The sequence below is a fragment of the Bifidobacterium margollesii genome, assembly GCF_002860355.1.
GTDB lineage: Bacteria > Actinomycetota > Actinomycetes > Actinomycetales > Bifidobacteriaceae > Galliscardovia > Galliscardovia margollesii.
Window position 1 is genome coordinate 98594 of the sequence record NZ_NMWU01000011.1, and the last position, 24412, is coordinate 123005.

At 63.6% G+C, this 24412-nt stretch carries 20 protein-coding genes, 1 tRNA gene and 1 pseudogene; 4 read left to right on the forward strand and 18 right to left on the reverse strand.

Annotated elements, in window-relative coordinates; translation table 11 throughout:
- Positions 1-74: 74 nt before the first annotated feature.
- The gene (locus Uis1B_RS04010; protein ID WP_243390250.1) at positions 75-884 is read left to right on the forward strand and encodes a mechanosensitive ion channel family protein; all 810 of its coding nucleotides are present in this window, start codon (positions 75-77) and stop codon (positions 882-884) included.
- 554 nt (positions 885-1438) lie between these two features.
- Here the strand turns inward: Uis1B_RS04010 and Uis1B_RS04015 are convergent.
- The 13 genes from Uis1B_RS04015 to ptsP form a co-directional block, all read right to left on the reverse strand.
- The gene (locus tag Uis1B_RS04015) at positions 1439-2665 is read right to left on the reverse strand and encodes an ABC transporter ATP-binding protein (RefSeq protein ID WP_101615798.1); all 1227 of its coding nucleotides are present in this window, start codon (positions 2663-2665) and stop codon (positions 1439-1441) included.
- Complete coding sequence (locus Uis1B_RS04020; RefSeq protein ID WP_101615801.1) at positions 2665-3555, reverse strand: ABC transporter permease; 891 nt, start codon at positions 3553-3555, stop codon at positions 2665-2667. Before Uis1B_RS04020 ends, Uis1B_RS04015 begins: the two co-directional genes overlap by 1 nt.
- A complete protein-coding gene (locus tag Uis1B_RS04025; RefSeq protein ID WP_101615803.1) occupies positions 3546-4457 on the reverse strand; it encodes an ABC transporter permease in 912 nt (303 codons plus the stop codon). Before Uis1B_RS04025 ends, Uis1B_RS04020 begins: the two co-directional genes overlap by 10 nt.
- A gap of 109 nt (positions 4458-4566) precedes the next feature.
- On the reverse strand, positions 4567-5730 hold the full coding sequence (locus Uis1B_RS04030) for an ABC transporter substrate-binding protein (RefSeq protein WP_423734859.1): 1164 nt from the start codon (positions 5728-5730) through the stop codon (positions 4567-4569).
- 284 nt (positions 5731-6014) lie between these two features.
- The gene (amrS, locus tag Uis1B_RS04035; RefSeq protein WP_101615806.1) at positions 6015-7301 is read right to left on the reverse strand and encodes an AmmeMemoRadiSam system radical SAM enzyme; all 1287 of its coding nucleotides are present in this window, start codon (positions 7299-7301) and stop codon (positions 6015-6017) included.
- On the reverse strand, positions 7298-8926 hold the full coding sequence (amrB, locus tag Uis1B_RS04040; protein WP_101615852.1) for an AmmeMemoRadiSam system protein B: 1629 nt from the start codon (positions 8924-8926) through the stop codon (positions 7298-7300). The genes amrS and amrB overlap by 4 nt, the downstream gene beginning before the upstream one ends.
- A 210-nt stretch (positions 8927-9136) precedes the next feature.
- A complete protein-coding gene (locus Uis1B_RS04045; RefSeq protein ID WP_101615807.1) occupies positions 9137-10351 on the reverse strand; it encodes a D-alanine--D-alanine ligase family protein in 1215 nt (404 codons plus the stop codon).
- A gap of 149 nt (positions 10352-10500) precedes the next feature.
- The gene (locus tag Uis1B_RS04050) at positions 10501-11499 is read right to left on the reverse strand and encodes an NAD(P)H-dependent glycerol-3-phosphate dehydrogenase (protein ID WP_101615809.1); all 999 of its coding nucleotides are present in this window, start codon (positions 11497-11499) and stop codon (positions 10501-10503) included.
- 319 nt (positions 11500-11818) lie between these two features.
- Positions 11819-11892, reverse strand: a tRNA-Lys gene (locus tag Uis1B_RS04055).
- A 151-nt stretch (positions 11893-12043) separates the two neighbouring features.
- Entirely contained in the window at positions 12044-13561 is a 1518-nt protein-coding gene (locus Uis1B_RS04060; RefSeq protein ID WP_101615811.1) for a formate--tetrahydrofolate ligase, read from the reverse strand.
- 421 nt (positions 13562-13982) lie between these two features.
- Positions 13983-15578 (reverse strand): C69 family dipeptidase, encoded by a 1596-nt coding sequence (locus tag Uis1B_RS04065; RefSeq protein ID WP_101615813.1) that lies wholly within the window; start codon positions 15576-15578, stop codon positions 13983-13985.
- Between the two features lie 52 nt (positions 15579-15630).
- The gene (locus Uis1B_RS04070; RefSeq protein ID WP_101615816.1) at positions 15631-16191 is read right to left on the reverse strand and encodes a YbhB/YbcL family Raf kinase inhibitor-like protein; all 561 of its coding nucleotides are present in this window, start codon (positions 16189-16191) and stop codon (positions 15631-15633) included.
- Positions 16192-16338: 147 nt separating this feature from the next.
- Complete coding sequence (ptsP, locus tag Uis1B_RS04075) at positions 16339-17994, reverse strand: phosphoenolpyruvate--protein phosphotransferase (protein ID WP_101615818.1); 1656 nt, start codon at positions 17992-17994, stop codon at positions 16339-16341.
- A gap of 248 nt (positions 17995-18242) precedes the next feature.
- On the opposite strand from ptsP, the gene Uis1B_RS04080 reads away from it, so the two are divergent.
- Together Uis1B_RS04080 and Uis1B_RS04085 are read left to right on the forward strand one after the other, a co-directional pair.
- Entirely contained in the window at positions 18243-18503 is a 261-nt protein-coding gene (locus Uis1B_RS04080) for an HPr family phosphocarrier protein (RefSeq protein ID WP_101615820.1), read from the forward strand.
- Positions 18504-18643: 140 nt separating this feature from the next.
- Complete coding sequence (locus Uis1B_RS04085) at positions 18644-19774, forward strand: LacI family DNA-binding transcriptional regulator (RefSeq protein ID WP_101615822.1); 1131 nt, start codon at positions 18644-18646, stop codon at positions 19772-19774.
- Here Uis1B_RS04085 and Uis1B_RS04090 read toward each other — a convergent pair.
- The 5 genes and pseudogenes from Uis1B_RS04090 to Uis1B_RS04110 all read right to left on the reverse strand — a co-directional run bounded on the left by Uis1B_RS04090 (position 19762) and on the right by Uis1B_RS04110 (position 23904).
- Complete coding sequence (locus Uis1B_RS04090; protein WP_165782721.1) at positions 19762-20616, reverse strand: Cof-type HAD-IIB family hydrolase; 855 nt, start codon at positions 20614-20616, stop codon at positions 19762-19764. The genes Uis1B_RS04085 and Uis1B_RS04090 overlap by 13 nt on opposite strands.
- 79 nt (positions 20617-20695) lie before the next feature.
- The gene (locus tag Uis1B_RS04095; RefSeq protein ID WP_101615826.1) at positions 20696-22129 is read right to left on the reverse strand and encodes a 6-phospho-beta-glucosidase; all 1434 of its coding nucleotides are present in this window, start codon (positions 22127-22129) and stop codon (positions 20696-20698) included.
- Positions 22130-22212: 83 nt separating this feature from the next.
- A pseudogene (locus tag Uis1B_RS04100) lies at positions 22213-22548 on the reverse strand (PTS sugar transporter subunit IIA).
- A 19-nt stretch (positions 22549-22567) separates the two neighbouring features.
- A complete protein-coding gene (locus Uis1B_RS04105; protein ID WP_101615828.1) occupies positions 22568-22867 on the reverse strand; it encodes a PTS sugar transporter subunit IIB in 300 nt (99 codons plus the stop codon).
- Positions 22868-23103: 236 nt separating this feature from the next.
- Entirely contained in the window at positions 23104-23904 is an 801-nt protein-coding gene (locus tag Uis1B_RS04110; protein WP_243390247.1) for a PTS sugar transporter subunit IIC, read from the reverse strand.
- Between the two features lie 30 nt (positions 23905-23934).
- Between Uis1B_RS04110 and Uis1B_RS04115 the strand changes: the two genes are divergently transcribed.
- The coding region (locus Uis1B_RS04115; RefSeq protein WP_133124833.1) for a helix-turn-helix domain-containing protein at positions 23935-24412 on the forward strand (478 nt) is incomplete at its 3' end.

The following is a 24412-nucleotide window of genomic DNA, read 5'->3' on the forward strand; positions in this document are numbered from 1 at the left end:
CGTTCTTCCGGAGTCGGCGCATCACCGCCGCGTACGATGGGAGCGTTTTGAAAGCGAACCGAACGGGAGGCGTGGTGCGACAACTGATCGAGCAGCCATGGGAGTGGCTGCAGGACAATTCCGGACGAATCATTCTGCTGGTCGTGGTGGTGGCCGCCGCCGCGCTGATCGACAAGGCGGTGTCGAAGGCGCTGCGGGTGGCGTTGGACAAGTCGCATATTCCCAGCGCCTCGATTTTCGTGAACATCGTGCGCGTGCTGATCTGGGTGATGGCCGCGGGCATCGTGCTCAAACCGGTGTTCGGCATCGAACCGACCACACTGGCCACGGCGCTCGGCGTCAGCGGCATCGCAGTGTCGTTCGGCCTGAAGGACACGATCGCGAATGTGATCGGCGGATTCGGCCTGATGGTCAGCAAGGTGCTGCAGCCGGGTGACCTGGTGACATTGCAGGGCATCACCGGCACGGTGAAGGATGTGACCTGGCGGCATACGATCATCGTCGATCGTACGGGCGTGGAGATGTGGGTGCCGAACTCGGTGCTCAATACCACCGCACTGGAGAAACTTTCGCTGGATGCCGAAGCGCTGACCACCGTGTCGTTCACCGCGAAGGGCGAGGATCTGGACCCTCAGGCCGTGTCGGAGGAGATCATCAGCACCGTGACCGAAGCCGCGGCGGATTTGATGCTGCCCGACTATGCTCCGCTGGTGAAGTTCGTCGGATTCACCCCATACGGTGTGGACGGCCGAATTCTGGTGTTCGCCAAGCCCGGCGTGCTGTTCTCCACCGTACAGGATCGCGTGACCCGAGCACTGGCCGGACGGGACTTCATCGTCCAGACCGTACCGCCGAACGAAGCGGAGGATGCGATCAGGGCGTAGGCGAAATGCCGGTGGTTCGCTTCGCCCACGGCACCTCATCAGTCAGCTCCGCTGACAGCTTCCCCTCTAAGGGGAAGCCAAGGAACCAGATCAATGGATCAGCCTGCAATAATCCCGATTTGCAGCCCAATCCATCACAACATGATTCTCGCGATCACGGAATCCCTGCAATCATGCGGTTTTGCGATTCCACCCGTTTCGGATTCGATGGATTAGGCCGACATACACGCAAAACGCAACCTAATCCATCGATCCGGCAGAATCAGACGCAGCCATTTCCCCCACGGCACCTCATCGGTCAGCCGAGAAACCAGATCATGGCCTTCCCCTCGGAGGGGAAGGTGACCGGCGACAGCCAGTCGGATGAGGTGATCGTACGAACTGAATCGCACCTTGGACCGCGTCTCCGACCATCGAGACCGAATTGCTCCGGTCCAACAATCGGAATGCGGTCCGGGACTGCCCCTAAGTGCAACTTCCCTTAGGGAAAAAGGCGGCCGGCAAAAAGCCGGCCGCCTGAGAGGTGCGGATACTACCGAACCGCGGGGATGCGTCTACCGCGCGGAGGCCGCGAACGCGGGCACCGGACGCGGCGCGACGATCACGGACGCGCCGATCGTCAGCCCGGCCGGAACCTCCTGCACCGGAAGCTGCACGGTCACCTCAAGCTGGGTGCCGCTGTGCCGGGTCAGCTCACCGGCCGAGATCACGGAGTCGATGCGAACCAGCGATCCGAGGAAATGGATGGCGGCGACCCGGGCCTGAGCGCCCGAACCGGCCAGCACGCCGGACTGGTCGTTAAGCCGGATGGTCATGTTCTCCGGGCGGGCGAGCACATCCACCTCTCCGGCGGTGGCGGAACCATCGACCAGCGGCACACGCTGACCGAACACCATCGCCTCGTTGGAACCAGCCTCCACCGTGCCGGGCAGGCGGTTGGCCAATCCGATGAAGGAGGCCACATATTCGGTGGCCGGACGCTGGTAGAGATCCTGCGGGGCGGCGATCTGCTCGATCCGGCCGTGGTTCATCACACCGATGCGGTCGGCCACGGCGAGCGCCTCCTCCTGATCGTGCGTGACGAACACGGTGGTGGTGCCGGCTTCGAGCTGAATGCGACGGATCTCGTCACGCAGCTGCACGCGCACCTTGGCGTCGAGGGCCGAAAGCGGCTCGTCGAGGAGCAGCACGCGCGGGTTCACGGCCAGCGCGCGGGCCAGAGCCACACGCTGCTGCTGGCCGCCGGACATCTGCTGCGTGTACTTCTTCGCCTGATCGGAAAGCCCGACCAGCTCAAGCTTCTCCATGGCGAGCTTGCGGCGCTCTGCCGCACCCATGCCGCGGATCTCCAGACCGAACTCCACGTTCTGCAAGGCGGTCATGTGCGGGAACAGCGAGTAGGCCTGGAACACCATGGCCATGTCACGCTTGTTGACGGGCACGCCGGTGACGTCCTGGCCGCCGACGAGAATGCGGCCGCCCTGAATGTCCTCAAGGCCGGCGAGGGAGCGCAGCGCAGTGGACTTGCCGCAGCCGGAGCCGCCCAGCAGCACCACCATCTCGCCGGGCTTGATGTCGAGGTTGAAGTCGTCGAGCGCGCGGACGGACGAACCGGGGTAGATCTTAACGACGTCCTGCATCTGCACGCCGCCGCCACGCTCCTGCGACTCCTTGAGCACGGCCTTGGCGGCTTCGGTGACGAGATTGCCGTCAGCATGGTTTTCGTTCTTGAACGATTCCGCCGCCTTGGCGACGGTCGCTTTCTGATCGGCGAGAGACATTACTTACCTTCCTTGGATTTACGCATGGCATCGGAGATGAGGTCAAGCGCCACGAGCAGCACCACGCCGAAGAGCAGCGCGAGCAGTGACATGGCGGTGGAGATCTGGGAGTTGGACTGGCCGAGCTGATAGAGGGCGACCTGCAGGTTCATGCGGCCGAGCAGCGAGGCGACGGTGTATTCGCCCAACACCACGGCGATGGAGATGAACGCGGAGGAGAGGATGGCCTGCCACAGGTTCGGGATGATGACCCGGAAGAACACGCGCGGCCAGGAAGCGCCGAGGGATCGGGCGGCCTCCACGAGGGTTTTCACGTCGATGGAGTTGAGGCCCACGGCGATGGCGCGGAACGCGAACGGCATCACGAGGATCACGTAGGCGAAGCACAGCCAGATCGGATTGGTGCTCAGCACGTCGGCGGAAAGCCAACGGTAGATCGGGCCCAGACCCACCACGAGCACGATGGCCGGGATGGTGAGCGGCAGGGTGGCGACCCATTCGATGGCGCGTTCGAGCGCCTTGGAACGGATGTGGACGATCACCATGGTCGGCACCATGAGCAGCAGCATGATCACCACGGTGACGAGGCACAGGGCGAGCGAGGTGCCCAGACCCTGCCACAGCACGGTGAGATCGGCGCCCAGCGCTTCGCCGTTGCCGGTGAAGATGGCCTGCCACGGGGCGGCCGACCAGCGGCCGGACAGCGGGTGGCGGAGCGTGAACAGCAGCATGGACAGCAGCGGCACGAACAGGAATCCGAGCGTGAAGAACAGGATCACGAACTTGATGATGCTCTGCTTGCGGGTTCGGGCGGCGCGCAGCTGCGGCGGATGATTGATCTCCGCCTTGATCTCGGCCGCGGTCTCGGTATTCGTCTGATTCACTGCCATCGTCCGGCCCTCTTTTCCACGGCGTGGCTGAGCAGCATCACGATGGCCACGACGACGATCATTGCAAACGCCAGCACCTGGGCGAAGCCCTGCTGGTTCGGGTCCATCTCGTTGCGCATGGCGCCCTGGATCATCAGCGGCACGAGGATCGAACGCTGGGAGAACAGGGCGGCCGCGGTGGCGTATGCGGAGAACGCGGAGGCGAACAGCAGCAGGAACGCGGAGATGAATCGGGGGGTGAGAATCGGCAGCGCCACGCGGGTCCAGTACTGGAAGGTGTTGCCGCCGAGGGATTCGCAGGCCTCTCGCCACTGCGGGCGAATGGAGTCGACCGCAGGCAGGAAGATGATGATCATCAGCGGGATCTGGAAGTAGCAGTACACGGTGGTCAGACCGGGCAGGGAGCTCAGCCAGTTCGGGTTCACGATCGCACCGGTGAACTGTTTGATCAGCAGGGTGCCGACGCCGTTGATGCCGATGGTGGCGATGAACGCGAAGGCAAGCATCACGCCACCGAACTGGGCGAGCACGGAGGAGATGGCGGAGACCAGACGACGCAACAGGCCGTTGGGCTTGGCGCCGATCACCAGCGCATAGGAGGCGAGACCGCCCACCACTGCGCCGATCACCGACGATGCGATGGAGACGAGAATCGACGTGCCGAATGCGGACAGCGTGTTCGGTTCGAACAGCTTGTTGAAGTTCATCAGCGTGAAGCCACCGGAGCGGGTCTGGAATGCGCCGATGATCACGATGACGGTGGGAGCGAGAAGGAAGCATGCCGTGTAGGCGAAGAACGGGATGGTGACCGCGAACGTGCCCAGCTCCTGGCGATGCTTCGCAAGCGTGGAGGAGGATTCGCGGCCTGCGGCCGTGCCCCTCGTGGCGATTGCAGCAGTCATGAATAATGCGCTTTCATCTAGTTGGGTCGATGAGTTGCCGATCATATGGAACGGCTCCCGGGGCCGCTTGCGCGGCCGATGCCGGGAGCCCGTTCAGCGATCGGCGGGATCAGTTGCCGATGGTGGAATCCCAGTTGTTCTGGAGCCACTCGGTGATGCGGGTGGAATCGTCGTTGGTGTAGGTCACCGGGGTGCCTTCGATGGTGATGGCATTCTTCAGGGTGTCCTTGTCGACGGTGCCTTCCTTCTTCATGGAGTCGAGCAGCACGGGGTTGGCGCCACCCTTGAACCACAGGTTCTGGGTGTCGGCGGTGTAGAGGTACTCCTCCCACAGGCGGGCGGCGGCCGGGTGCGGGGCGTTCACGTTGATGGCCTGGTTGTAGTAGCTCACCACCTGGGCCTTCGGGAAGGTCTTGTACTCCCAGTTCACGCCCTTGTCCTTGAGCTTCTTCTGGTAGGAGGCCTGGTTGTAGGTCCAGTCCATCACCACGCCGGTCTGGCCGGAGTCGATGGTGCCGTCGGTCACGTCGACGGTGGTGAGGTTGCCGGCGTCCTTGAGCTTCTTGAAGAAGTCGAGGCCGGGCTTCAGGTTGTTGATGTCGCCACCGGCGAGCTGGTTGATCATCAGGTAGCCGTTGAAGGCGGCGCCGGCCTCGGCGGGCTTGCCGTTGAGGGCCACGGTGCCGGCGAACTTCGGATCGAGCAGATCTTCGATGGAGTTGATCTCGCCGTACTTGTCCTTGTTCCAGCCGATCGACATGATGCCGGTGTAGTCGGCGTAGTACTTGCCGTCCTTGTTCTTCACGGTGTCCGGAATCTTGTCCCAGGCCTGAACCTTGTAGGAGGCGAAGTTGTCGGTGGAGGTGGAGGCCACGGCCTGGCCGATGTCGAACACGTCGGGGGCGGCGTCGGTGCCCTTGTTGGTCTTGGCGGCGTCGATCTCCTCCTTGGAGGAGGCGTTCGGGTTGAGCTCGGTGACCTTGATCTCCGGGTACTTCTTCTTGAAGCCTTCGATCACCTCACCGTAGTTCGACCAGTCATGGGGCAGGGCGATGACGTTGAGCGCGCCCTCCTCCTTGGCGGCCTTCTCCAGATCGGCCATGGTGCCGAAGTCGGAGAGGGAGGTGGCCTTGGCGGACTTCTCGTTGACGGTGACGGCCTTGCCGGCGGAGGCGGAGCTGCTGTCGGAGCTGCCATCGGAGCCTGAACCGCAGGCGGCGAGGGCGGTGACGGCGATCAGCGCGGCGGAAGCGGCGGCCACGATCTTTCGCATCTTCTTCACGGGGGATTCCTTTCGCATAGCACTGCGTCCGGCCGCTGGTGGGCGTTCCGGCCATACTTTTCGGGCAGACTAGAAACGCCGTCGTTCGTTCGGTTGATATGAGCCAGACGCAGTGACATCCTTCGGACCGGGTCCGTCTGTCATCGTTCCCGATCTCCACGGGAGAAGATATGCGGGCGAATTGAATCGAGAGTGGAAACAACATGAACTACGGTGACCGGCGAAGGTCAGGCAGTTGAACGATCAATGAATTCACGCTACGTTCGCCGTAGCGCTCACCATCGCCCCGCAACAGGCGCATGACAATTCGGACACATGCCGCCGGTATCGGCCGGCCGCTTCTCCCCCGCAAGCTTTTGCCTTCCCCCACCAGGCGAAACCGCCATGTCCGACGGCCACTCCTGCCCGGCACACTTCTGCCTTCCCCCACCGGGGGAAGGTGTCCGGCGCGAGCCGGACGGATGAGGGGATCCAGCTCCCATGCCATTGCCGGGAATCCTCCCATCGCCCGACACACGCTCCACCCGGTCGGCCAGAATCCGATACCAGTCGCGTTCCACCAGCTTCGCATGGCAGTCGGGATTCGGACAGTACGTCGTATCCCCCGCCCGGTCATGCACATTGCCGGTATAGACGTAGTGCAGCCCCTCCTCAAGCGCGATGCCGCGGGCACGGGTCAGCGTCTCATGCGGGGTGGGCGGTACGTCCATCATCCGATAGCTGGGATGGAATGCGCTGAAATGCAGGGGCACGTCCGGCCCGCAATGCTCGCGGATCCACCCGCATTCGGCGTGCAGCTGCGCATCGTCGTCGTTGCATCCGGGAATCAGCAGCGTGGTGAGCTCCACCCATACATGCTCGCCGGCCGGATTGCGGGCCTCGTTCACCGTGAATCCGATCGTGTCGAGCACATCGGCCAGATGCGTGCCCGTCACCCGTCGATAGAACTCCTCGGTGAATCCCTTGAGATCGATGTTCGCCGCGTCCATCGCGTCATAGAAATCCGGACGCGCCTCGGCGCTCATGTATCCGGCGGTGACGGCGATCGGATGGATGCCCAGCGCACGGCACGCCTCGGCGGTGTCGATGGCATACTCGGCGAAGACGATCGGATCGTTGTAGGTGAACGCCACCGACCGCACGCCTCGCTGGTACGCGACGTCGGCGATCCGCTCGGGACTCGCCTGCACGCCGAGGCGGTCGAAGCTGCGGGCCTTGGCGATGTCCCAGTTCTGGCAGAACCGGCATCCGGAGTTGCATCCGGCCGTGCCGAAGCTCAGTACCGCGGAACCGGGATGGAAATGGTTGAGCGGTTTCTTCTCCACCGGATCGATGGCGAATCCGGAACTGCGGCCGTACGTGTCGGAGACGATGCGCCCGTCATGGTTGCTGCGCACGAAGCAGAATCCGCGCTGCCCCGGCCGTAGCACGCATCGGCGCGGACACAGGTCGCAACGGGCGCGGCCATCCGGAAGTGCGGTCTGCCACCGGCCTACAGCCCGATCGTCAACCAGTTCACCGGTCCGACCGGCGGCCGGACTTCGATCCTCCGATTCGATCATGACTGTTCCGCCTCCCGATAGGCGGTCACCGTGTACCGGCTACACGCGATTTCGCCGTCATGCCATTCATATCCGGCAGGCAGACCGGCCTTGGCGAGCAGATGCCCGACGAAATCGGCCGGCTCGGGCAGTTCGTCCCACACCTGCGGCAGGAACGTGGCCCGGTGACGCAGACCATCGCTGATGATCAACCCGTCCTCGCCGGGACGCAGAGCCCGTTCCAGCTCGTCCCGACTGCGCACGGCCATCGGCCTCGGCTCGGAAAGCACCGAAACCTCCACCTCCAACAGCGGATACTCCAACGGTGTGACCGGCATGAACCGCGGATCGCGCATCGCCGCGTCCACCGCATGCTCGGCCACGTCACGCCCCAGCGGCTGATGGGCCTGCAGGGTGCCGATGCAGCCGCGCAGCCGACCGTTCTCGGTCAGCGTGACGAAGCTCGCACCCGGATCCGACAGCCACGGGTGAACCTTTGTCAGCGTTTCGAGATTGCCGGCGTCGTTGTCGTCGTCCTGCAATCCGAGCCGGTTCCGGATCGCCGATCTCGCCACGGCGATCAGGATACGCCCGCGATCAGCGGAAACGGCGGCATCCGCAATATCGGCGGAGCCGGTCTGCCCGACAGCATCATGATCGGCAGTGCCCTCATGATCATTGGATCCGTTCTGCCACATGGCAAAGGATGCGTATCCGACCACCGGCTCATCGGGCGCGGCCATCGCAGGCCGTGTCGCGTGCGCAGCCCCGTCGCCGCTTTCGCCGTTGCCGTCCGCTTCACCATCGATTCCGCAGCCGGCGTCGGTCAGACGATCGGCGAGCGCCACCACCCCGTCGTCGCCGGACGTACTGCATCCGAGGAACCGCAGATCATAGGTCTCCCCCGCCGACCCTCCGGTACGGCATACGTCGAGCAGTCCATTGACCGGGTACGCCCCGCATGCACGGTTCGGGTGAATCGGCAGATCATGCGCGGCGATGCGCACGATGGTTTCGTCGTCCAGCATGCGCGCGTAGGCGTTGGGATGGTAATGCGAAAGATCGGAGCTGATCACGATCACCGTTTCCGGCCCGCCCCACAGGGCTCGCAGCACATCGCCCACCTCGCGCGGCGTGGCGTCGCCGGCGTTGAGCGGAATGATCTCAAGATCGTCGCCGAGCACGGTCTGCAGGAACGGGATCTGCACTTCCACGGCATGTTCGCGGGCGTGGGTCGGATCGTTCACCATCAGCGCCGGCACCTGTTCCAGCGCACGGGTCTCCGCAGCCACGTCGATCGGCACCGTGCCGAGCGGGGTGCGGAACGCCGTGGCCTGGCTCATCGCCACGCCGTGCACGGGCACCCGGTGGGTGGGCCCCACGATCACCGCCCGTCGGATCGTACCGCGGCCTCGCTCCAGCAACGCATAGGCGAGCGCGGCCGTGGTGCCGGAATATATGTATCCGGCGTGCGGCACGATCACGGCCTTGGGCGCACCCTGCGGCAGCCGGGCCAATACGTCGTCGGTGAGCAGCGTACGGGCGTAGTCGAGTTGTTCGGCGATCATGCGCCGCAGCGTCGGCTCGTCGTCGGGATAGAAGCCGCCGGCCACTGCGGCCGGACGAATACGATCAGTGAACGTCATCGGAATCACCGCCTCACTGCCTTATCGTAGTCAGCAGACGCCGTGAATTCACAAAATGCCGAGTTGTGAGGCTTCGATCCGGGAAAGCGCCGATTTCAGACCTTCGAAGGCCTCCAAATCGGCTTGTTTCCAGTGCGGCACCCATGCCGATCGGACAACAAAGCCTCACAACTCGGTTTTTCGCCGTAAAAGCGGGGTATATGCCGGGAACTATCGCAGGATGCCCTCGATCAGTTCGGTGATCAGATCGGTGTAGGGCAGTCCGGTGGCGTCCCAGGCCTTCGGATACATGGAGATCGACGTGAAGCCGGGCATGGTGTTGATCTCGTTGATCATGATCTCGCCGGTCGGCGTGACGAACGTGTCGACGCGGCTCAGTCCGGCGCCATCCACGGCGGTGAATCCCTTCGCGGCGATCTCGCGCACCCGCTCCAGCGTCTCCTTGGGCAGGTTGGCGGGCACTTCGACGTGCGAGGCCTGGGCGTCGGTGTACTTGCTGTTGAAATCGTAGAACTGGTCGTCGCCCTCACTGCGGCGATCGAGCACGATTTCACCCGGCCAGCTCACGCGCGGCTTGTCGCCGGGCTTGGCGGCGAGCACCGCGCACTCGACTTCACGACCGTCGATGCCCTGTTCCACCAGCACTCGCCAATCATGCTTGGATGCCTCGAACACGGCGGCGGCCAGTTCGGCTGCGTCGCTCTCATGCTCCACTTTGGTCACGCCGAAGCTGGAGCCGGCACGGGAGGGCTTGACGAACAGCGGGTACCGCAGTCCGGCGTCCTGCACCCGGGCCAAGATGTCGGCGCCGTTGGAGGCGAATTCGTCGGCCGCGTTGAATTCGCGGGCGTCCAGCGTGATACCGGGGGCCACGGGAATGCCGGCGGCGGCGAGCAGCACCTTGGTGTAGTGCTTGTCCATGCATGCGGCCGAAGCGAACACACCGCAACCGACGTAGGGCACGTCCATCATCTCAAGCAGACCCTGCACGGTGCCGTCCTCGCCATAGGGACCATGCAGCACGGGGAACACGGCATCCACATGGCCGAGCGGGGTGATCACACTATGGTGACCACTGTCGTTCATGCTCACGAAGCCCGTGCCGAAGCCGGCGCTGCCGTTGTTCGTCGCGCGCAGTTCGCTGTGCTCGCCAATGAAGAAGCCGTCCTTGCCCAACGCCACGTCGAGCATCACCGGCAGGGAGTCCTTGGTGACCTTCACTTCGGGCATATCGCCGTTGTCGAGGCTCCAGCCGCGCGGGTCCTCGCCGTTGACGATCCACTGGCCATCCTTGGTGATGCCCACGGGAATCGGCTCGAACCGTTCGGTGTCGATGGCGTTGAGCACGCTCGCGGCGGAGATGCAGGAGATCGGATGCTCGTCCGCCCTGCCGCCGTACAACACCACAATGCGCTTCTTGGTCATAATCAACAATCCTCCGGTCCGTTCACGATTTCGTTAGCAAGAGTACCCCGCCAAGGCGTCAAGCGGTAGTCAAGCGGCAGTCGGCGTATCCGTTCGCCGGAACGCGATTCTCGCGTCCTGCTCGTCGGTGTTTGCCGTAGGCGGTTTCGCTACTCGTTGGTGATTTCGGTGCCGAACAGTTCGGAAAGCATCTGCTCGCAGGAGATGCCGTCACTGAGCACATGGCTCATCGCGGCGGCGAGCGGCGTGGGCACGCCGAGCCTGTCGCCCAAGGCCACCACGGTGGCGGTGGTGGGCACGCCTTCGGCCACGCCGTCGCTGGCCTTGGTGGCCTCCTCCACGCTCATGCCCTTGCCGAGGTTCGAGCCGAAGGTGTAGTTGCGGGACAGCGGGGAGCCGCAGGTGGCGATGAGATCGCCCACGCCGGCGAGACCGGAGAAGGTCTTCGGGTCGGCGCCGCATGCCTTGCCCAGCGTGGTGAGCTCGGCCAGACCACGGGTTTCGATCATGGCGGCGGTGTTCTCTCCATAGCCGGCGCCACGGGCCATGCCCACGGCCAGCGCCACCACGTTCTTCAGCGATCCGCATAGTTCGAGGCCGATCACGTCGGTGGAGGTGAAGGGATGGAAGTAGTGGGTCGAACAGGCGTTGGCCACCTTCGCGGCCGCATACGGGTTCACGGAGGCGACCACGGTGGCGCTGGGCTCACGGGCCGCGATCTCCTTGCTCAGGTTCGGGCCGGAAATGGCGACGAAACGATTCTCGGGAAGATTCAGGGCCTCGCGCACCACTTCGTCCATACGCTTGCCCGTACCGCGTTCGATGCCCTTCATCAGCGACACGACCAGCGCCTGATCCGGAATCAGGCCACGGAACTCCTCCAAAGCCACGCGGGCGAACTGCGCGGCGATGGCCACGACCACGATGTCCGCATGCTTCACGGCCTCGGCGCGATCGCCGGTGGCGGTGATGCTCTCGGGCAGCCTGTCCACGCTGGGAAGACGGTAGGAATTGTGATGGTTGTCCCGAATGTCGGCAACGATTTCGGGTTCGATGGCCCACATCATCACGCTATTGCCCGCATCGGCGCAGACCTGTCCGAATGTGGTGCCCCAAGCGCCGGAACCCAGCACCGTTACATTGACCATGTTCGATCACTCCTCGATTGACGTCGGTTGATAATCGATGACTATTCGACTGTTCGCACGCCGCGACCGCATTCCGCCGCCGCACTGGGGCACTAGTCTACCGTGCGACCCCGCCGCCGTTGCGGGATTGTCGCAAGATGCATTCCGCACATTCCGCATTCCGCAACCCGCGGACACGCGATTGGGTCCATAACCCCGATTCCATCACCTCATCAGTCAGCTCCGCTGACAGCTTCCCCTCAAGGGGAAGCCGGACACGCGATTTGGTCCATGATCCGGAATACGAAAAAGGCCTCATCCGAAGATGAGGCCTACCCTGTGCCCCCTCAGGGACTCGAACCCTGGACACGCGGATTAAGAGTCCGCTGCTCTAACCAACTGAGCTAAAGGGGCAATTTCTCGCTGCGGTGTTCTCCGCAACGAGAGATAACTATACTCATATCAATCTTTTGCGCAAGCCACGGCGTGTCGCAAAGATTTTCAAGGGTTCCGGTTCGCCCGTCACAGCATCCAGCCAACGAACGAACCGGAGCAAACCGACGTCTCAGACGATCTTCGGCATCGGTGTGGTGAGCGACTTGGTCAGATTCACCTGAGCGATGCCGGAACCGGCGCGCACCTCCACCTTCTTCAGGGTCACGGTGCGCTCCTCGGCGGCAGCGGCGTCGTCGTCGGTCATGGTGGCGGGAGACTTCACCGCGCACACGGCGAAATCATTAAGATCACGCCCCACGCCGGCGACCAGCTCACGAGCGGCGTTCAGCGACTCCTCGAATCCCGGCTTGAACACCACGCGTTCGGCCGGCACGCCATAGGCGTTGGCCGCGATCCAACGCACGGTGTCGACGATGTCCTCTCCCTTGCGGCTCTCCGGATTGGACGGCACGCCAACGGCTTCAAGCGCGGTGACGAAATCGTCGATCTGACCGGTCAGACCGTCGCCGCCGTCGCGGAACAGGTTGCCGATGATCGGCTCGCGGAAGCCCAGCTCGGCGGCGGTCTCACGCAGCGCCGGAATCTGATCGTCCTCGCCGTCCCACAGGTTGACCAACGGGAAGGTGGGGATGCCCAGCTTCTCCAGACGGTTCACATGGAACGGGTAGCGCCACTGGCGGGCCGGATCGTCGCGCCAGGTGGTGGCGCGGGTCACGACCAGCGCGGCGGAGGGCCACTGGGCGCCGTATTCGCGCGAGGCGATGTCAAGCCACTTCTGGGCACCGGCGTCGGCGCCGTAACCGGCCTCGACCACCACCACGTCATGCAGTGCGCAGGCCAGCTCCACGCTGACCAGCGTCGGAATGCCGATGGACACGTTGGCGAACGGGCCGCCGTGCACGTACACGGGCGTGCCCTTGGAGGTCTCGGTGAGGGCAGGCTTGACGGCGTCGGCCAGAATGTTGGTGATGCGCCACAGATCGATGAACTCGCCGAAGGTCACCGGCTTGCCATCGAGGGTACCGGCGATCATCGCGGACACCCGCTCGCCGATCTCGTCCATGGAGCGGGAGAGCACCACGATCTGCATGAGCTCGCAGGTGGGGGTGAGCACCATCTTCTCGGGCACGTCGCCCTTGCCGTAGTCCACGGCGACGGAGCGCAGCGAGCGCGACGGCACTTCGGAGACGCGCGGCACGAGCACGGTGTCGAGTTTGCCGTCGTCGATGGCCTTCTCGGCGAAGGAGACCAGCAGGTTCTGGGCGGCTTCGATCGCGCCCATTTCACCGCACAGGCCCCAGTCGATCAGCTCGGGATGGGTGAGGGAGGCCTTGCCGCCGCCGGAGGCGCCGCCCTTGGATCCGGCCGCGGTGATGCCCATGCTCGGCTGGCGCAGCACGGCGGTGGCGTCGATGCCGCGCTTGCGCAGCGCATCGATCAGCGCGATGGTGGTGGTGGTCTTGCCTTCGCCGCGGCTTGCCTTCAGCGGGGTGTCGGCGGTGACGAGCACCACTTTGCCGTGCTTGCGAGGCGCATCCGGATTGTTCTTCAGGTAGTCCAGATATCCGAAGGCGTCGATTTTCCTCACCAGACCGTACTGGCTGGTGAAATCCTCCACAGTAGCCATAATTCTCCTATTCTTTCGCTGTCGATTCTTTCGCCGTCGTTTTTCGCGGTCAAAGCGTCGGCGACGTCGGCCGAATCAATCACGCCACCGAAGCAAAGCCGCAGCCCTCCGACATCACCAGCCTACCGCCCGGTGTTCCGGAACAGGTACGGCAGATCGAGTCAGACCAAATCACCCGGAATCCGACCGGGATCGCGCGGAAGAGACGGATATACCACCCGACCGAAAACCAAGACCACCCGGGATCAACCCACGCGAGACGGATATGCCGTCCGACCGTAAGACAGTGTCCGGCGTGCCGGACGCGTGGCCGAACGGCCTTGAGTGTGTCGGACGGCATATCCGTCTCGCGCCCCGAACGAACTGGCCCCAAGCAAACCGACCGAAACGCTGGAACACCCCGGCCGGAACACCGGACCGATCAGTTGTCGGAAAGGTGGAAATCGTTGCGCATGTTCATGCTGGCGACGTACAGCACGTCGTTCAGCAGCGCGTCGGTCTCCTTCTTGAGCTGATCGGCCATGGTCTGGTTGGCGGCGGCGAGGATGTCCCTCACCTCCGGGTTGCGGGTCGCCGCGATGATCGCGTCGGCGTCGCGCACTTCCTCGGCGGCCTCCTCCGCATCGGCGTAATCGTCAAGATCGACGGGATTCTCGTCGAGGCGGACCACCTGTTCGTCGGCCGCGGCGATCATACGATGGCCGAGTCCGCCGGTTTTCTCCTGATACCGGTCGATCAGCGAGGAGGTGGCGGCGAAGTTCGCGTCGGCAAGCGCGGCGATGAGACGGTTGGCCCAGTAGAAGTTGTCGGAGTCCACATGATCGGTGGTGTCGGCGAGGTATGCGGGGGTGACGTTCACGTTCGCGTAGAACGGCACGAGGGTGTTGAACGGGTTGGATCCGTAGGCCATCCACTGGATGGACCGGCAGGATTCGGGACGGTAGGGGCGGATCTGCATGACAGCGAGCTGGCTCTGGCGGTTGATGCCGATGGGCCGCAGGCTGCCGCGCGTGTGTTCGTCGCCGAGCGTGCCGTACGGATCGTACGGGGTGCCCTGATAGTGGGAGCTGAGGACGTATTTCACGTCTTCGATGGTGATTTTGCGCTCGGGCTGACGGGCCCACGGAATGTCGTCGCTGTCGGGACGGTGGGCGGCATCGAGGCCGTCCCACACTTCGTCGTACGGGTTGAGGAACCGCTGCATGAACCATGCGCGCGGCGTGTTGTAGACGTGGTCTCGGTCGGAGTGGGAGCCGAAGGCGTCACGCGGGTTGAAGGGGCTGACGTCTTCGACGGCGAGGTCGAGATGGTTGCGTTCGATGAACTCGTCGAGATCGGCGGAGCACATATGGTCCGTCTGATCGCCGAGGGCGTCTTCCAGATCGAATTCGTCGATGCCGAGCTGATTCGGCATGGTCACGTAGGCGTCGTCGGGCACGCGCTTGGCGATCCAGTGGTGGCCTCCCACGGTTTCGAGCCACCAGATCTCGTTGACGTCGCTGAAGGCGATGCCGTTCATCTCGTAGGTGCCGTACTGTTCGAGCAGCGAGCCGAGGCGCTGCACGCCTTCGCGGGCGGAGTGGATGTAGGGCAGCACGATGGTGAGGAGGTCTTCTTCGCCGATGCCGCCGGGGACTTCGGGCTCGTAGCCGGGCTCGCCTTCGGTGCCGCGGGCGGGGACGAGTTCGACGAACGGGTCGGCGCCGAGCACGCGCTCGTTGGTGGTGAGGGTTTCGGTGGCGCTCATCGCCACGTTGGCTTCGTTGACGCCGGCCTCGCCCCAGATGCCTTCCCTGAGGTTCGCGTTGGGTACGGAGGTGTACTGCATGGGATCGTCGGGCAGGTCGATCTCGACGTGACTGATGACCGAACGGTATTTGCGCGGCTGGTCCTCCGGTTTGACGACGACGAACCTCTTGGGGGTGAATTCCCCCTGCTGGGAGTCCTCGTTGCGGGCGATGATGGTGGATCCGTCATAGCTGGCGTTCTTGCCGACCAGAATGGTGGTGCAGGACATGATGTGCTGATGTTCTCCTTCGAAGATGATTGCTGGGATATCCGTGCCGGGATCAGGCTTTGCCGGTCAGGAAAATGGCGTCCTGATCGGGCGTGTCTCCGGCCATGTTGGCGTTGCGCAGCGCGTGGATGAGTTCGTTCATCCAGAATCCGCCGTTCAGTCCGGGCAGCGGGTGCTTCGTGGCGTAGACGTGCAGGTAGTAGTCGTGGTCCTTGTCCGGCGGCTGCGGTCCGTTGTATCGCATGGTCGCGGCCGGATCGGTGCCGCCGACGAACCGCGAGGCCTGCGAGGTGCGGCCCTGCAATGCTTCGGGGACCATGGCGACCATCTGCCGGGAGAAGTCCGGGGGAATCTGCAGTGCGTGGGAATCGTTGAAGTCGTACATCAGCGCGTCGATCGGCAGATTGGCGACCGTCCAGTGGATCCATTCGAATCCGCAGACGGGGATGGAGTCGGGGTCGGTGAACGTCCAGTGCAGGTACCGGGCTTCGGGATTCACGTCGTCGACGTAGAAGGGGAAGGAGACGACGGGAACGCCGGCGGCGATGTACTCGGGATCGGCGGCCTTGGCGAACACATCGGGAATCACGGTGAAATCGGCTGAAATCTTCATAGACCCAGCATAGAGCACCCGACCATGCATTCGGATGAACGAACCGTTTCGCGTATTCGCCATGATCCGGTCATTGCAGCAAACCAAAGCGGGCGATCGGTCGTTTCCGACGATCGCCCGCTCGATCAACTGCTCACCGTGACCCGATCAGTCCTCCCAGTCGAGATGGTAGAAATCGCCGTCAAGGGCCTTGTCGGCCTTCTCGCGCGCGTCCTCGAGCGTCCATTCGGCGAGTTCGGCGCGGACGTCGTCGAGGGCGACGGGGGTCATCGACAGCGAGTTGACGCCGAGGCCGGCGAGCACCACGGCCAGATCGGGGTCGGCGGCGGCCTCGCCGCATACGCCGACCGGCATGCCGTACTTGTTGCCGGCGTCGGCGATGAGCTTGATGGCCCGCAGCACCGCCGGGTGCCATGCGGTCTGGTAGTTGGCGACCGATCCGAGCGTACGGTCGGCCGCAAGCGTGTACTGGGTCAGGTCGTTGGTGCCGATGGAGACGAAGTCGGCCACCTGAGCCACCTTGTCGGCCATCAGGGCGATGGACGGCACCTCGGCCATCACGCCCACCTTCTTGAGTCCGAAGCTCTTGCCGAGCTTGACGAAGTAGGCGGCTTCGCGTTCGTCGGCGACCATCGGAGCCATGACCCACAGGTCGGCTTCGGTCTTGGCATCGGCGGCGGCGAGGGCCTTGAGCTGGCCTTCGATAACGTCCTTGTGCACGCGCAGGGTGCGCAGACCACGCAGGCCGAGCGCCGGGTTGGGCTCGTCTTCGGGGGTGAGGAACGGCAGCGGCTTGTCGGCGCCGGCATCGAGCAGTCGGATCACGACCTTCTTGCCGGGGAAGCGCCCGAGCAGTTCGGCGTAGGCTTCGGTCTGCTCTTCCACGCTCGGCGGCTCGGCGTTGCCGAGGAACAGGAATTCGGTACGGAACAGGCCCACGCCTTCGGCACCGTATTCGAGCGCGGGCTCGGCGTCGGCGGGCTTGCCCACGTTGGCGAGCAGCGGGATGTGGGCGCCGTCCTTGAATGCGCCGGGCTTGCCGCGCAGTTCCTTGGCCTTGGCGGCCTTGGCCTTGGCCTGTTCGGCGGCGGCGATCTGCGCGTCGGTGGGCTTGGTGGTGATGGTGCCGTTGGCGGCATTGACGATCACGGATTCGCCATCGGTGAGGTCGTCGGCGCCGGCAGCGGAGACGACGGCCACGATGCCGCGGGCGCGGGCCAGAATGGCGGTGTGCGAGGTGGGACCGCCCTGCGAGGTGACGATGGCGAGGGTCTTGCTCAGGTCAAGCGTGGCGGTGTCCGCGGGGGAAAGATCCTCGGCCACGAGCACGAATGGGGTTTCGCTGTACGGCACGCCGGGAGCGGGCACACCCATCAGATCGGCGATCACGCGCTGACCGACGTCGTGCAGATCGGCCGCACGCTCGGCCTGATATCCGCCGAGGGCCTTGAACATGGCCTCGACGGCGGCGAAGCCTTCGAGCACGGCTCGCTCGGCGGTCTTGCCGCCGGTGATGAGGTTGGCGATGTTCTGCGCCAGCGACGGGTCGGAGGCGAACATGGAGATGGCCTGCAGGATCGGGGCCGCCTTCTTGGCGCCTTCATCGCCGTTGGCGGCTTCCTCCGCGCGCTTGCGCAGATCGGCGTTCACCACGGCCAAAGCACCGGCGGCACGCTTGATTTCGACTTCGGCGGGCACGCTTTCGGAACGCGGGGTATCCGCAGGCTCCGGCAATGCGGCGGCCATGCGGATGACGGGTCCGACCGCGACGCCGCGGCCGATGCCAACACCTGTGATTTCCATGAGGATTCTCCTTTTTTCGTTGTTGGTTTGTACCATTCGTCGCCACGAATCTCTCGTCGCCACGAACGCCGGCAAACGGATGAACCGCCGTCGGAAAGCTTTTCTGAAAAAAATTAATTTATATCTTATTTTCCACGACAGACCAAGGGTAATCGTTTTCTGAATTTAGTCTGAGGGTGGGCTATAATCATCGACGAGCGGTGATTATCCACCGCAATTCCCCATGAATCTAACGAAGGAGCGTCATCATGGTTACCCGCACAGCAGTCATCAATGATCCGGTTGGCATCCACGCCCGTCCGGCCGCGCAGTTCGTTCAGGCCGTCACGGCGTCCGGCTGCACCGTCACCATCGCCAAGGAGGGCGGCACCCCGGCCCCGGCCGGCTCCATCCTGTCCGTCATGGGACTGGGCATCCAGCAGGGCGACACGGTGGTGCTCGAAGTCGAAGGCGACAACGCCGAGACCGTGGCCGATTCCCTCGTCGAAACGCTGCTGGAGGCCGAATAATCCGACTCCAGTCATCCGATGACCATTCACGACCGCCTGAAGTATTCGGGCGGTCGTATTCTGTTCTGCGAACGAATTCGGCATCCGTGCATCCAATATCCGCGCATCCATCGGGACATGACAATCACCGGGAAGGACGTATGGCCAGGAAAGCATCAACGGCATCTTCATCATCTATCCCCTCCATCGCCAATGTGGCCGCCTTGGCCGGAGTCTCCTCCGCCACGGTGTCCCGCGTATTGTCCGGCAAGCGCGTCAAGGATGACGACATCGACCGTCGCGTCCGTGAGGCCGCGCAACAGCTCCACTACGAGGTGAACCATGCGGCCAGAGCGCTGCGCTCCGACGCGGCAAACGCCGTCGGCCTGATCACGCCCGATGCCGGAGATCCGTTCGTCGCCGGAATCATCAATGAACTCGACCCTCTGCTGTGTGCGAAATCGACGCAGCTGCTGCTCGGCATCGGTTCCACGGCGGAATCGATGGAATGGCAGATCACCGCAATGGCGGCACGGCAGGTGGACGGACTGATCATTGCGGCCACGCCCAGCCTCGACCTTGCCGAAGTACTGGAACGGCATGCCCAGCGCATCCCCATCGTGCAGATCGGCGGCGCCCAGCGACTGTTCTGCACCTCGATGATCGGCGTGGACAGCGCGGCCTCCATGACCGCGACGCTGCGTCATCTCGCCGATTCCGGCGCGCGGTCGGCCGCCTTCATCGACGACGGCCATCGTGCCGGAGCGTATCTGACCAACGGAGGAGGCGCCTTCGACGCAGGCGCCCTGAGCGCCGCGTTCACCGCGCAGACCAGCGATTTCGGCATATTCACACGACCAGAATGGAACATCGTCGATCGTGGCAAAGCCAGGTCCACGATGACCGGCACCCCGGCCATGCGCATCGGATTCGATCACGCCATGAGACTGTTCGATGACGAAGCGAACGACATCACCACAACCACCGAAGACGCCGACGGATTCCGACAGCGTCCGGAGGCGCTGATCTGCACCAACGACGCCATCGCCTTGGGTGCGATGTACGCACTGCATACGCTGGGACTGCGCATCCCGCAGGACGTGCGCATCGTCAGCCATGGCGACGCCCCACTCGCCGTGGCCGCCATGCCGCAGCTGACGTCCCAGCAACCGCCTATTCGGCAGATCGCCACCGAGGCGATGCGGCTGATGGCCGCGAATCGTGACTGCCCGTCCCATGTCTTCCTCCCTTCGCGTCTCGTCGTCCGTGAATCCACCCGTCAGATCAGGTGAAGCCGTTCGAAAGCCTTTCGGATACCGCCATCATCAACGTCGTCGGTGGTGAAATCGGCGACGCACTTGACGGAATCCGTGCCGTTGCCCATGGCCACGGCGGTGCCGGCCGCCTCCAGCATGGGCAGATCGTTGTCGCTGTCGCCGATGGCCACGGTATCGCCCATCGGAATGTCCATCAGTGCGGCGACTTCGCGTAGCGCCGACCCCTTGGTCACGCCGGGGATCATCACCTCGCCGTTGACCTTCGCGAACGCGCCCATCGATCCGTTGATCGTCACCAGATCGTCGCCGAGCGCACGGCGAACATCGTCCACGGAAAGGTCGTCGTCGTCCGACGCCAGGAACGTGCCCTTGCTGGCGGGCACCAATTCACCAATATCCCAGCCGAGCTCGTCGGCCTCCTTCCGACTGCCGTCGATGTCGTGCCAACGAGACAGTTCCTCCTCCGACTCGCTGAATCTGGCGAACACCATCAGTCGTTTCAGATAGCCGGGAGTGGCCCACATGCCCTTGGACGACTGCCACAGATAGTCCACGCCCAACCTGTCGAATACGGCGGTGGCGCGAGTCACGACGTCCGGCTTGATGAACCGTTCGCCGCACAGCATGCCATCCACCTCGATATAGGCGCCGGACACGGCGATGAGACCATCGAATCCAACGCCCAGGATGTGTCCTTCGATCTCCGAGCTCGCACGACCGGTGCAGATCATCACCAGATGCCCCTTGGCTCGGGCCGCTTTCACCGCCTGCGCCGCATCCGCCGGAATATGATGAGTCCGACCGACCAGCGTGCCGTCGATGTCCAGCAGAATCAGCCGGCGCAACATCGGTGACATCAGCCCTCCCTTCCTAAAGCACCTCGGCAAAAGCACGTAAGCGGGGCGAAACATATCCGTCCCGCCCCGCGCGTGATATTTACAGCGTCTCGCCGTTGCTGGCGATGACCTGGCGATACCATTCGAACGACTTCTTACGGCTGCGCAGGTAACTGCCCTTGCCGTAATCGTCGGCGTCCACGTAGATCATGCCGTAGCGTTTCTTCATCTCGCCGGTGCCGAAGGAGATCACATCGATGCAGCCCCACACGGTGTAGCCCATGACCTCCACGCCATCAAGCGCAATGGCCTTGCCCACCTGCTCGATATGCGAGCGCAGGTAGGAGATGCGGGCGTCGTCGGCCACGTAGCCGTCGGCGTCGGGCGTCTCATACATGCCGATGCCGTTCTCCACCACGAAGATCGGCTTACGGTAGCGTTCGTACAGCGAGCACAGCACGTAGCGCAGACCCACCGGATCGATCTGCCAGCCCCAATCGGTGGCCGCGATGAACGGGTTCTTGACCTGACCGGGCAGGCCGTGACCGTCCCACTCATCCACCTTGTCCGCTTCGACCGCCGCGGACATGTAGTAGCTGATCGAGATGAAATCGACCGTGCCGGCCTTGATGATCTCGTCATCGCCCGGCTCGCGCTTGATGGTGAAGCCTTCGCGCTTCCAGCGGTTGAGCAGGTAGCGCGGGTATTCGCCGTTCACGTACACGTCGCCGAACAGGTAGCGGTCGCGCATGAGGACTTCGGCGTGCATCACATCGTCGGGGTTGCAGGTGGCCGGATAGATCGGCACCATGGCGATCATGCAGCCGATCCGGAAGTCCGGGTTGATCTCGTGTCCCTTGCGCACCGTCAGCGCGCTGGCCACGAACTCGTTGTGGATGGCCTGCCAGACCTTCTGCTCCACCTCATGCGGGGTGTCATTCGGATCGGGGATGATACCCGAATTGGTGTATGGGAAGATCTCGGTGTGCATTTCCATCTGGTTGTTGACCTCGTTGAAGGTCAGCCAGTATTTGACGAGATCCTTGTACCGTTCCATGACCGTGGTGGCGAAGCGCACGAAGCAGTCGACGGCCTTGCGGTTGGCGAAGCCACCCTGTTTGGCCAGATTCAGCGGCATCTCGAAATGCGACAGCGTGACGACCGGCTCCATGCCCTTGGCATGGTAGTCCTCGAACAGCTTCTCGTAGAACTGCAGACCCGCCTCGTTCGGCTCTTCGTCGTCGCCGTTGGGGAAGATGCGCGACCATGAGATGGAGGTGCGGAAGCACTTGAAGCCCATCTCCTGGAACAGGGCGTCGTCCCTGCGGAACGTGTGGTAATAGTTGATGCCGCGCTGGTTCGGGTAGTTCTTGCCCTCTTCCACGCCATCGGCGGTAATCTCACGGGGTACGCCATGTGCGCCACCGGTCAGCACGTCGCAGATGCTCGGGCCTCGCCCATCCTCATTCCACGCGCCTTCCAGCTGGTGGGCCGCCACCGCGCCGCCCCATAGGAATCCATCAGGAAACTTCATATCGTTCGTTCTCCGTCTTCCGAGATGAACATGTCCCTGCCTTCACAGCCCGCTGCATGCGGCAGAGGCAGGGACACGACTGGTTACTTGGCCTGATCGGCGATCTTCTTGTAGAGACCGATCATTTCCACGGCCATGGCTCGGAAGACCTCGGCGGCCATCATCTGGTCCTCGACGTGGATGAGCAGCAGACCGACCGGAACCGAGTTGCCGGCCGCCTCCTACTGAACGAGCTTGGAATGCACCGTGTGTCCTTCGCGGTAGCTGGCGTCGCCCGAGTCGATGAGCTTCTGGGCGCCGTCGAAATCACCTTCCTTGGCCGTGTTGATGGCCTCGAGGTAGTCGGACTTCGCGCTGCCGGCGGCGGTGATGAGCTGGAAGCAAGTGGTTTCCATATCCATGGCGTTCTCCTGTGTCATCGTGATCGTCTCGCTTCCGTCACTTGCCGGCGAGCTTGAGGGCGAAGTCCAGCACGTTGCTGCCACGGGCCATGCCGTAGTCCTGCGGGGCGATGACCTCCACCGGCTTGGCGGGGAATTCCTTCTTGACGTCCTTGAGCATGTAGCGCACCTGCGGTCCGAGCAGGATGACGTCGGCATCCTGGGCGTTGGTTTCGAGGGTGGAGACGGGCATGGCGGAGATGTCGGCGTCCATGCCGCGCTCGGCGGCCGCGTCCTGCATCTTCTTGACCAGAATGCTGGTGGACATGCCATCGCTGCAGCACAGTACGATCTTCATGATGTTCTCCTTGGTCTGACGGGCCCGCATCACTGCGGCGCCACGTCGATGTGGTTGGGTTCCCGAACGTCGCACGTCCGGGGATTGCTTTTCTGATATTCAGTTATGGATTCGTCAATCGGGGTTTGCGACGTCTCCGAAATCGATGTCGGAGACGTCGCAATCCCACGTATCGGGGCCGGTCGTTACGGCGGGAAAGGAATAGGCAAAGCCCGCCATCACCACCGGCACGTCTGTTACTTTTCGGCAGCGCCCTCGGCGTTGGCCTGCTCCTGCTCGAGGCAGACCTTGTCCTGCATCTTCACGAACGGCATGTAGATGAAGACGGCGATCACACCGATGATGATCTGCAGCAGAACGGCCTTCCAGCCACCCAGGATGAAGCCGGAGATGATCGGCGGGGTGGTCCACGGCACCTGAACGGCACCGAACGGAGCGAGGAAGCCGATGGATACCGCGCCGTACATGATGATCATGGCGACCAGAGGCGTCAGGACGAACGGGATGAGCATGATCGGGTTGAACACGATGGGCAGGCCGAAGATGACAGGTTCGTTGATGCCGAAGATGCCCGGCACGATGGAGAGCTTGGAGACCGTGCGCATCTGCTCGGACTTGGCGAAGAGCAGGGCCGCGATCAGCAGGCCGACCGTCAGACCGACGCCGGAGTACTTGCAGAAGCAGTCGATCATCTGCGGGGTCAGGTAGTGGAACCCGTTGGCCTTGGTGTAGGGGGTGACGCCGGCATCGAAGAGCTTCTGGTTGCTCAGGGTGTTGGCGAGCAGCAGCGGGGTGACCACGCCGGAGACGACGTTGGCGCCATGGATGCCGCACCAGAACAGCAGGGACATGAGCACGATGATAATGATGGCGCCGGCCCAGGTATCGGTCAGCGACTGCAGCGGGATCTGGAGGATCTTGAAGATGAGCTCGGTCAGGGACACGCCGCCCAGACCCTTGCACAGGTGGTAGAGGATGGAGGAGCCCCCGGGTTCTAAATAGAAGCGCAACACCTGTCTAAGGTTGGAAGTGTTCAAGTCCACAACCGAAGAGAAAGTGCTGCGCCCATGACGAAAGTGTATTCCCACCTGTCGGCCGAGGAACGAGTCCGGATCGACGAACTGAGGAACCGAGAGGGGCTCGGCGTGCGCCAGATCGCCCTGAGGATCGGCCGGGACAAGTCCACGGTCAGCCGCGAGCTGAGGCGCGGCCTGTGGNTCGCGTCCAACGAGAACGACTCCTACCGTCCGTACAGGCCGAAACGCCTGAAGACGGGCGCATGGACCGCGCGCCCGTTCTACTCGGCCCTGACCGCGCAGCGCAAGGCCGAGACCCGCGCCCGCAGGTCGCGCAAGCCCCTGCGCATGGCGTACGACCCGCTGCTCTCCTGGGTGATGGACGCGCTGCGCAAGGGATGGACGCCGGAGCTGATCGAGGGACGGCTCAAAATCGAATGGCCCGACGACCCGCGCATGCGGATAAGCCACGAGTGCCTCTACCAGTGGATCTACGCCAAACCCCAGAAGGCGCTGGACCTCAGGCAGT

What these genes read in the sequence shown, in the direction of transcription:
- Uis1B_RS04015 (WP_101615798.1), bottom strand. Translation starts at nt 2,665, where the DNA reads ATGTCTCTCGCCGATCAGAAAGCGACCGTCGCCAAGGCGGCGGAATCG.
- Uis1B_RS04020 (WP_101615801.1), bottom strand. Translation starts at nt 3,555, where the DNA reads ATGGCAGTGAATCAGACGAATACCGAGACCGCGGCCGAGATCAAGGCG.
- Uis1B_RS04025 (WP_101615803.1), bottom strand. Translation starts at nt 4,457, where the DNA reads ATGACTGCTGCAATCGCCACGAGGGGCACGGCCGCAGGCCGCGAATCC.
- Uis1B_RS04030 (WP_423734859.1), bottom strand. Translation starts at nt 5,730, where the DNA reads ATGCGAAAGATCGTGGCCGCCGCTTCCGCCGCGCTGATCGCCGTCACC.
- amrS (WP_101615806.1), bottom strand. Translation starts at nt 7,301, where the DNA reads ATGATCGAATCGGAGGATCGAAGTCCGGCCGCCGGTCGGACCGGTGAA.
- amrB (WP_101615852.1), bottom strand. Translation starts at nt 8,926, where the DNA reads ATGACGTTCACTGATCGTATTCGTCCGGCCGCAGTGGCCGGCGGCTTC.
- Uis1B_RS04045 (WP_101615807.1), bottom strand. Translation starts at nt 10,351, where the DNA reads ATGACCAAGAAGCGCATTGTGGTGTTGTACGGCGGCAGGGCGGACGAG.
- Uis1B_RS04050 (WP_101615809.1), bottom strand. Translation starts at nt 11,499, where the DNA reads ATGGTCAATGTAACGGTGCTGGGTTCCGGCGCTTGGGGCACCACATTC.
- Uis1B_RS04060 (WP_101615811.1), bottom strand. Translation starts at nt 13,561, where the DNA reads ATGGCTACTGTGGAGGATTTCACCAGCCAGTACGGTCTGGTGAGGAAA.
- Uis1B_RS04065 (WP_101615813.1), bottom strand. Translation starts at nt 15,578, where the DNA reads ATGTCCTGCACCACCATTCTGGTCGGCAAGAACGCCAGCTATGACGGA.
- Uis1B_RS04070 (WP_101615816.1), bottom strand. Translation starts at nt 16,191, where the DNA reads ATGAAGATTTCAGCCGATTTCACCGTGATTCCCGATGTGTTCGCCAAG.
- ptsP (WP_101615818.1), bottom strand. Translation starts at nt 17,994, where the DNA reads ATGGAAATCACAGGTGTTGGCATCGGCCGCGGCGTCGCGGTCGGACCC.
- Uis1B_RS04080 (WP_101615820.1), top strand. Translation starts at nt 18,243, where the DNA reads ATGGTTACCCGCACAGCAGTCATCAATGATCCGGTTGGCATCCACGCC.
- Uis1B_RS04085 (WP_101615822.1), top strand. Translation starts at nt 18,644, where the DNA reads ATGGCCAGGAAAGCATCAACGGCATCTTCATCATCTATCCCCTCCATC.
- Uis1B_RS04090 (WP_165782721.1), bottom strand. Translation starts at nt 20,616, where the DNA reads ATGTCACCGATGTTGCGCCGGCTGATTCTGCTGGACATCGACGGCACG.
- Uis1B_RS04095 (WP_101615826.1), bottom strand. Translation starts at nt 22,129, where the DNA reads ATGAAGTTTCCTGATGGATTCCTATGGGGCGGCGCGGTGGCGGCCCAC.
- Uis1B_RS04105 (WP_101615828.1), bottom strand. Translation starts at nt 22,867, where the DNA reads ATGAAGATCGTACTGTGCTGCAGCGATGGCATGTCCACCAGCATTCTG.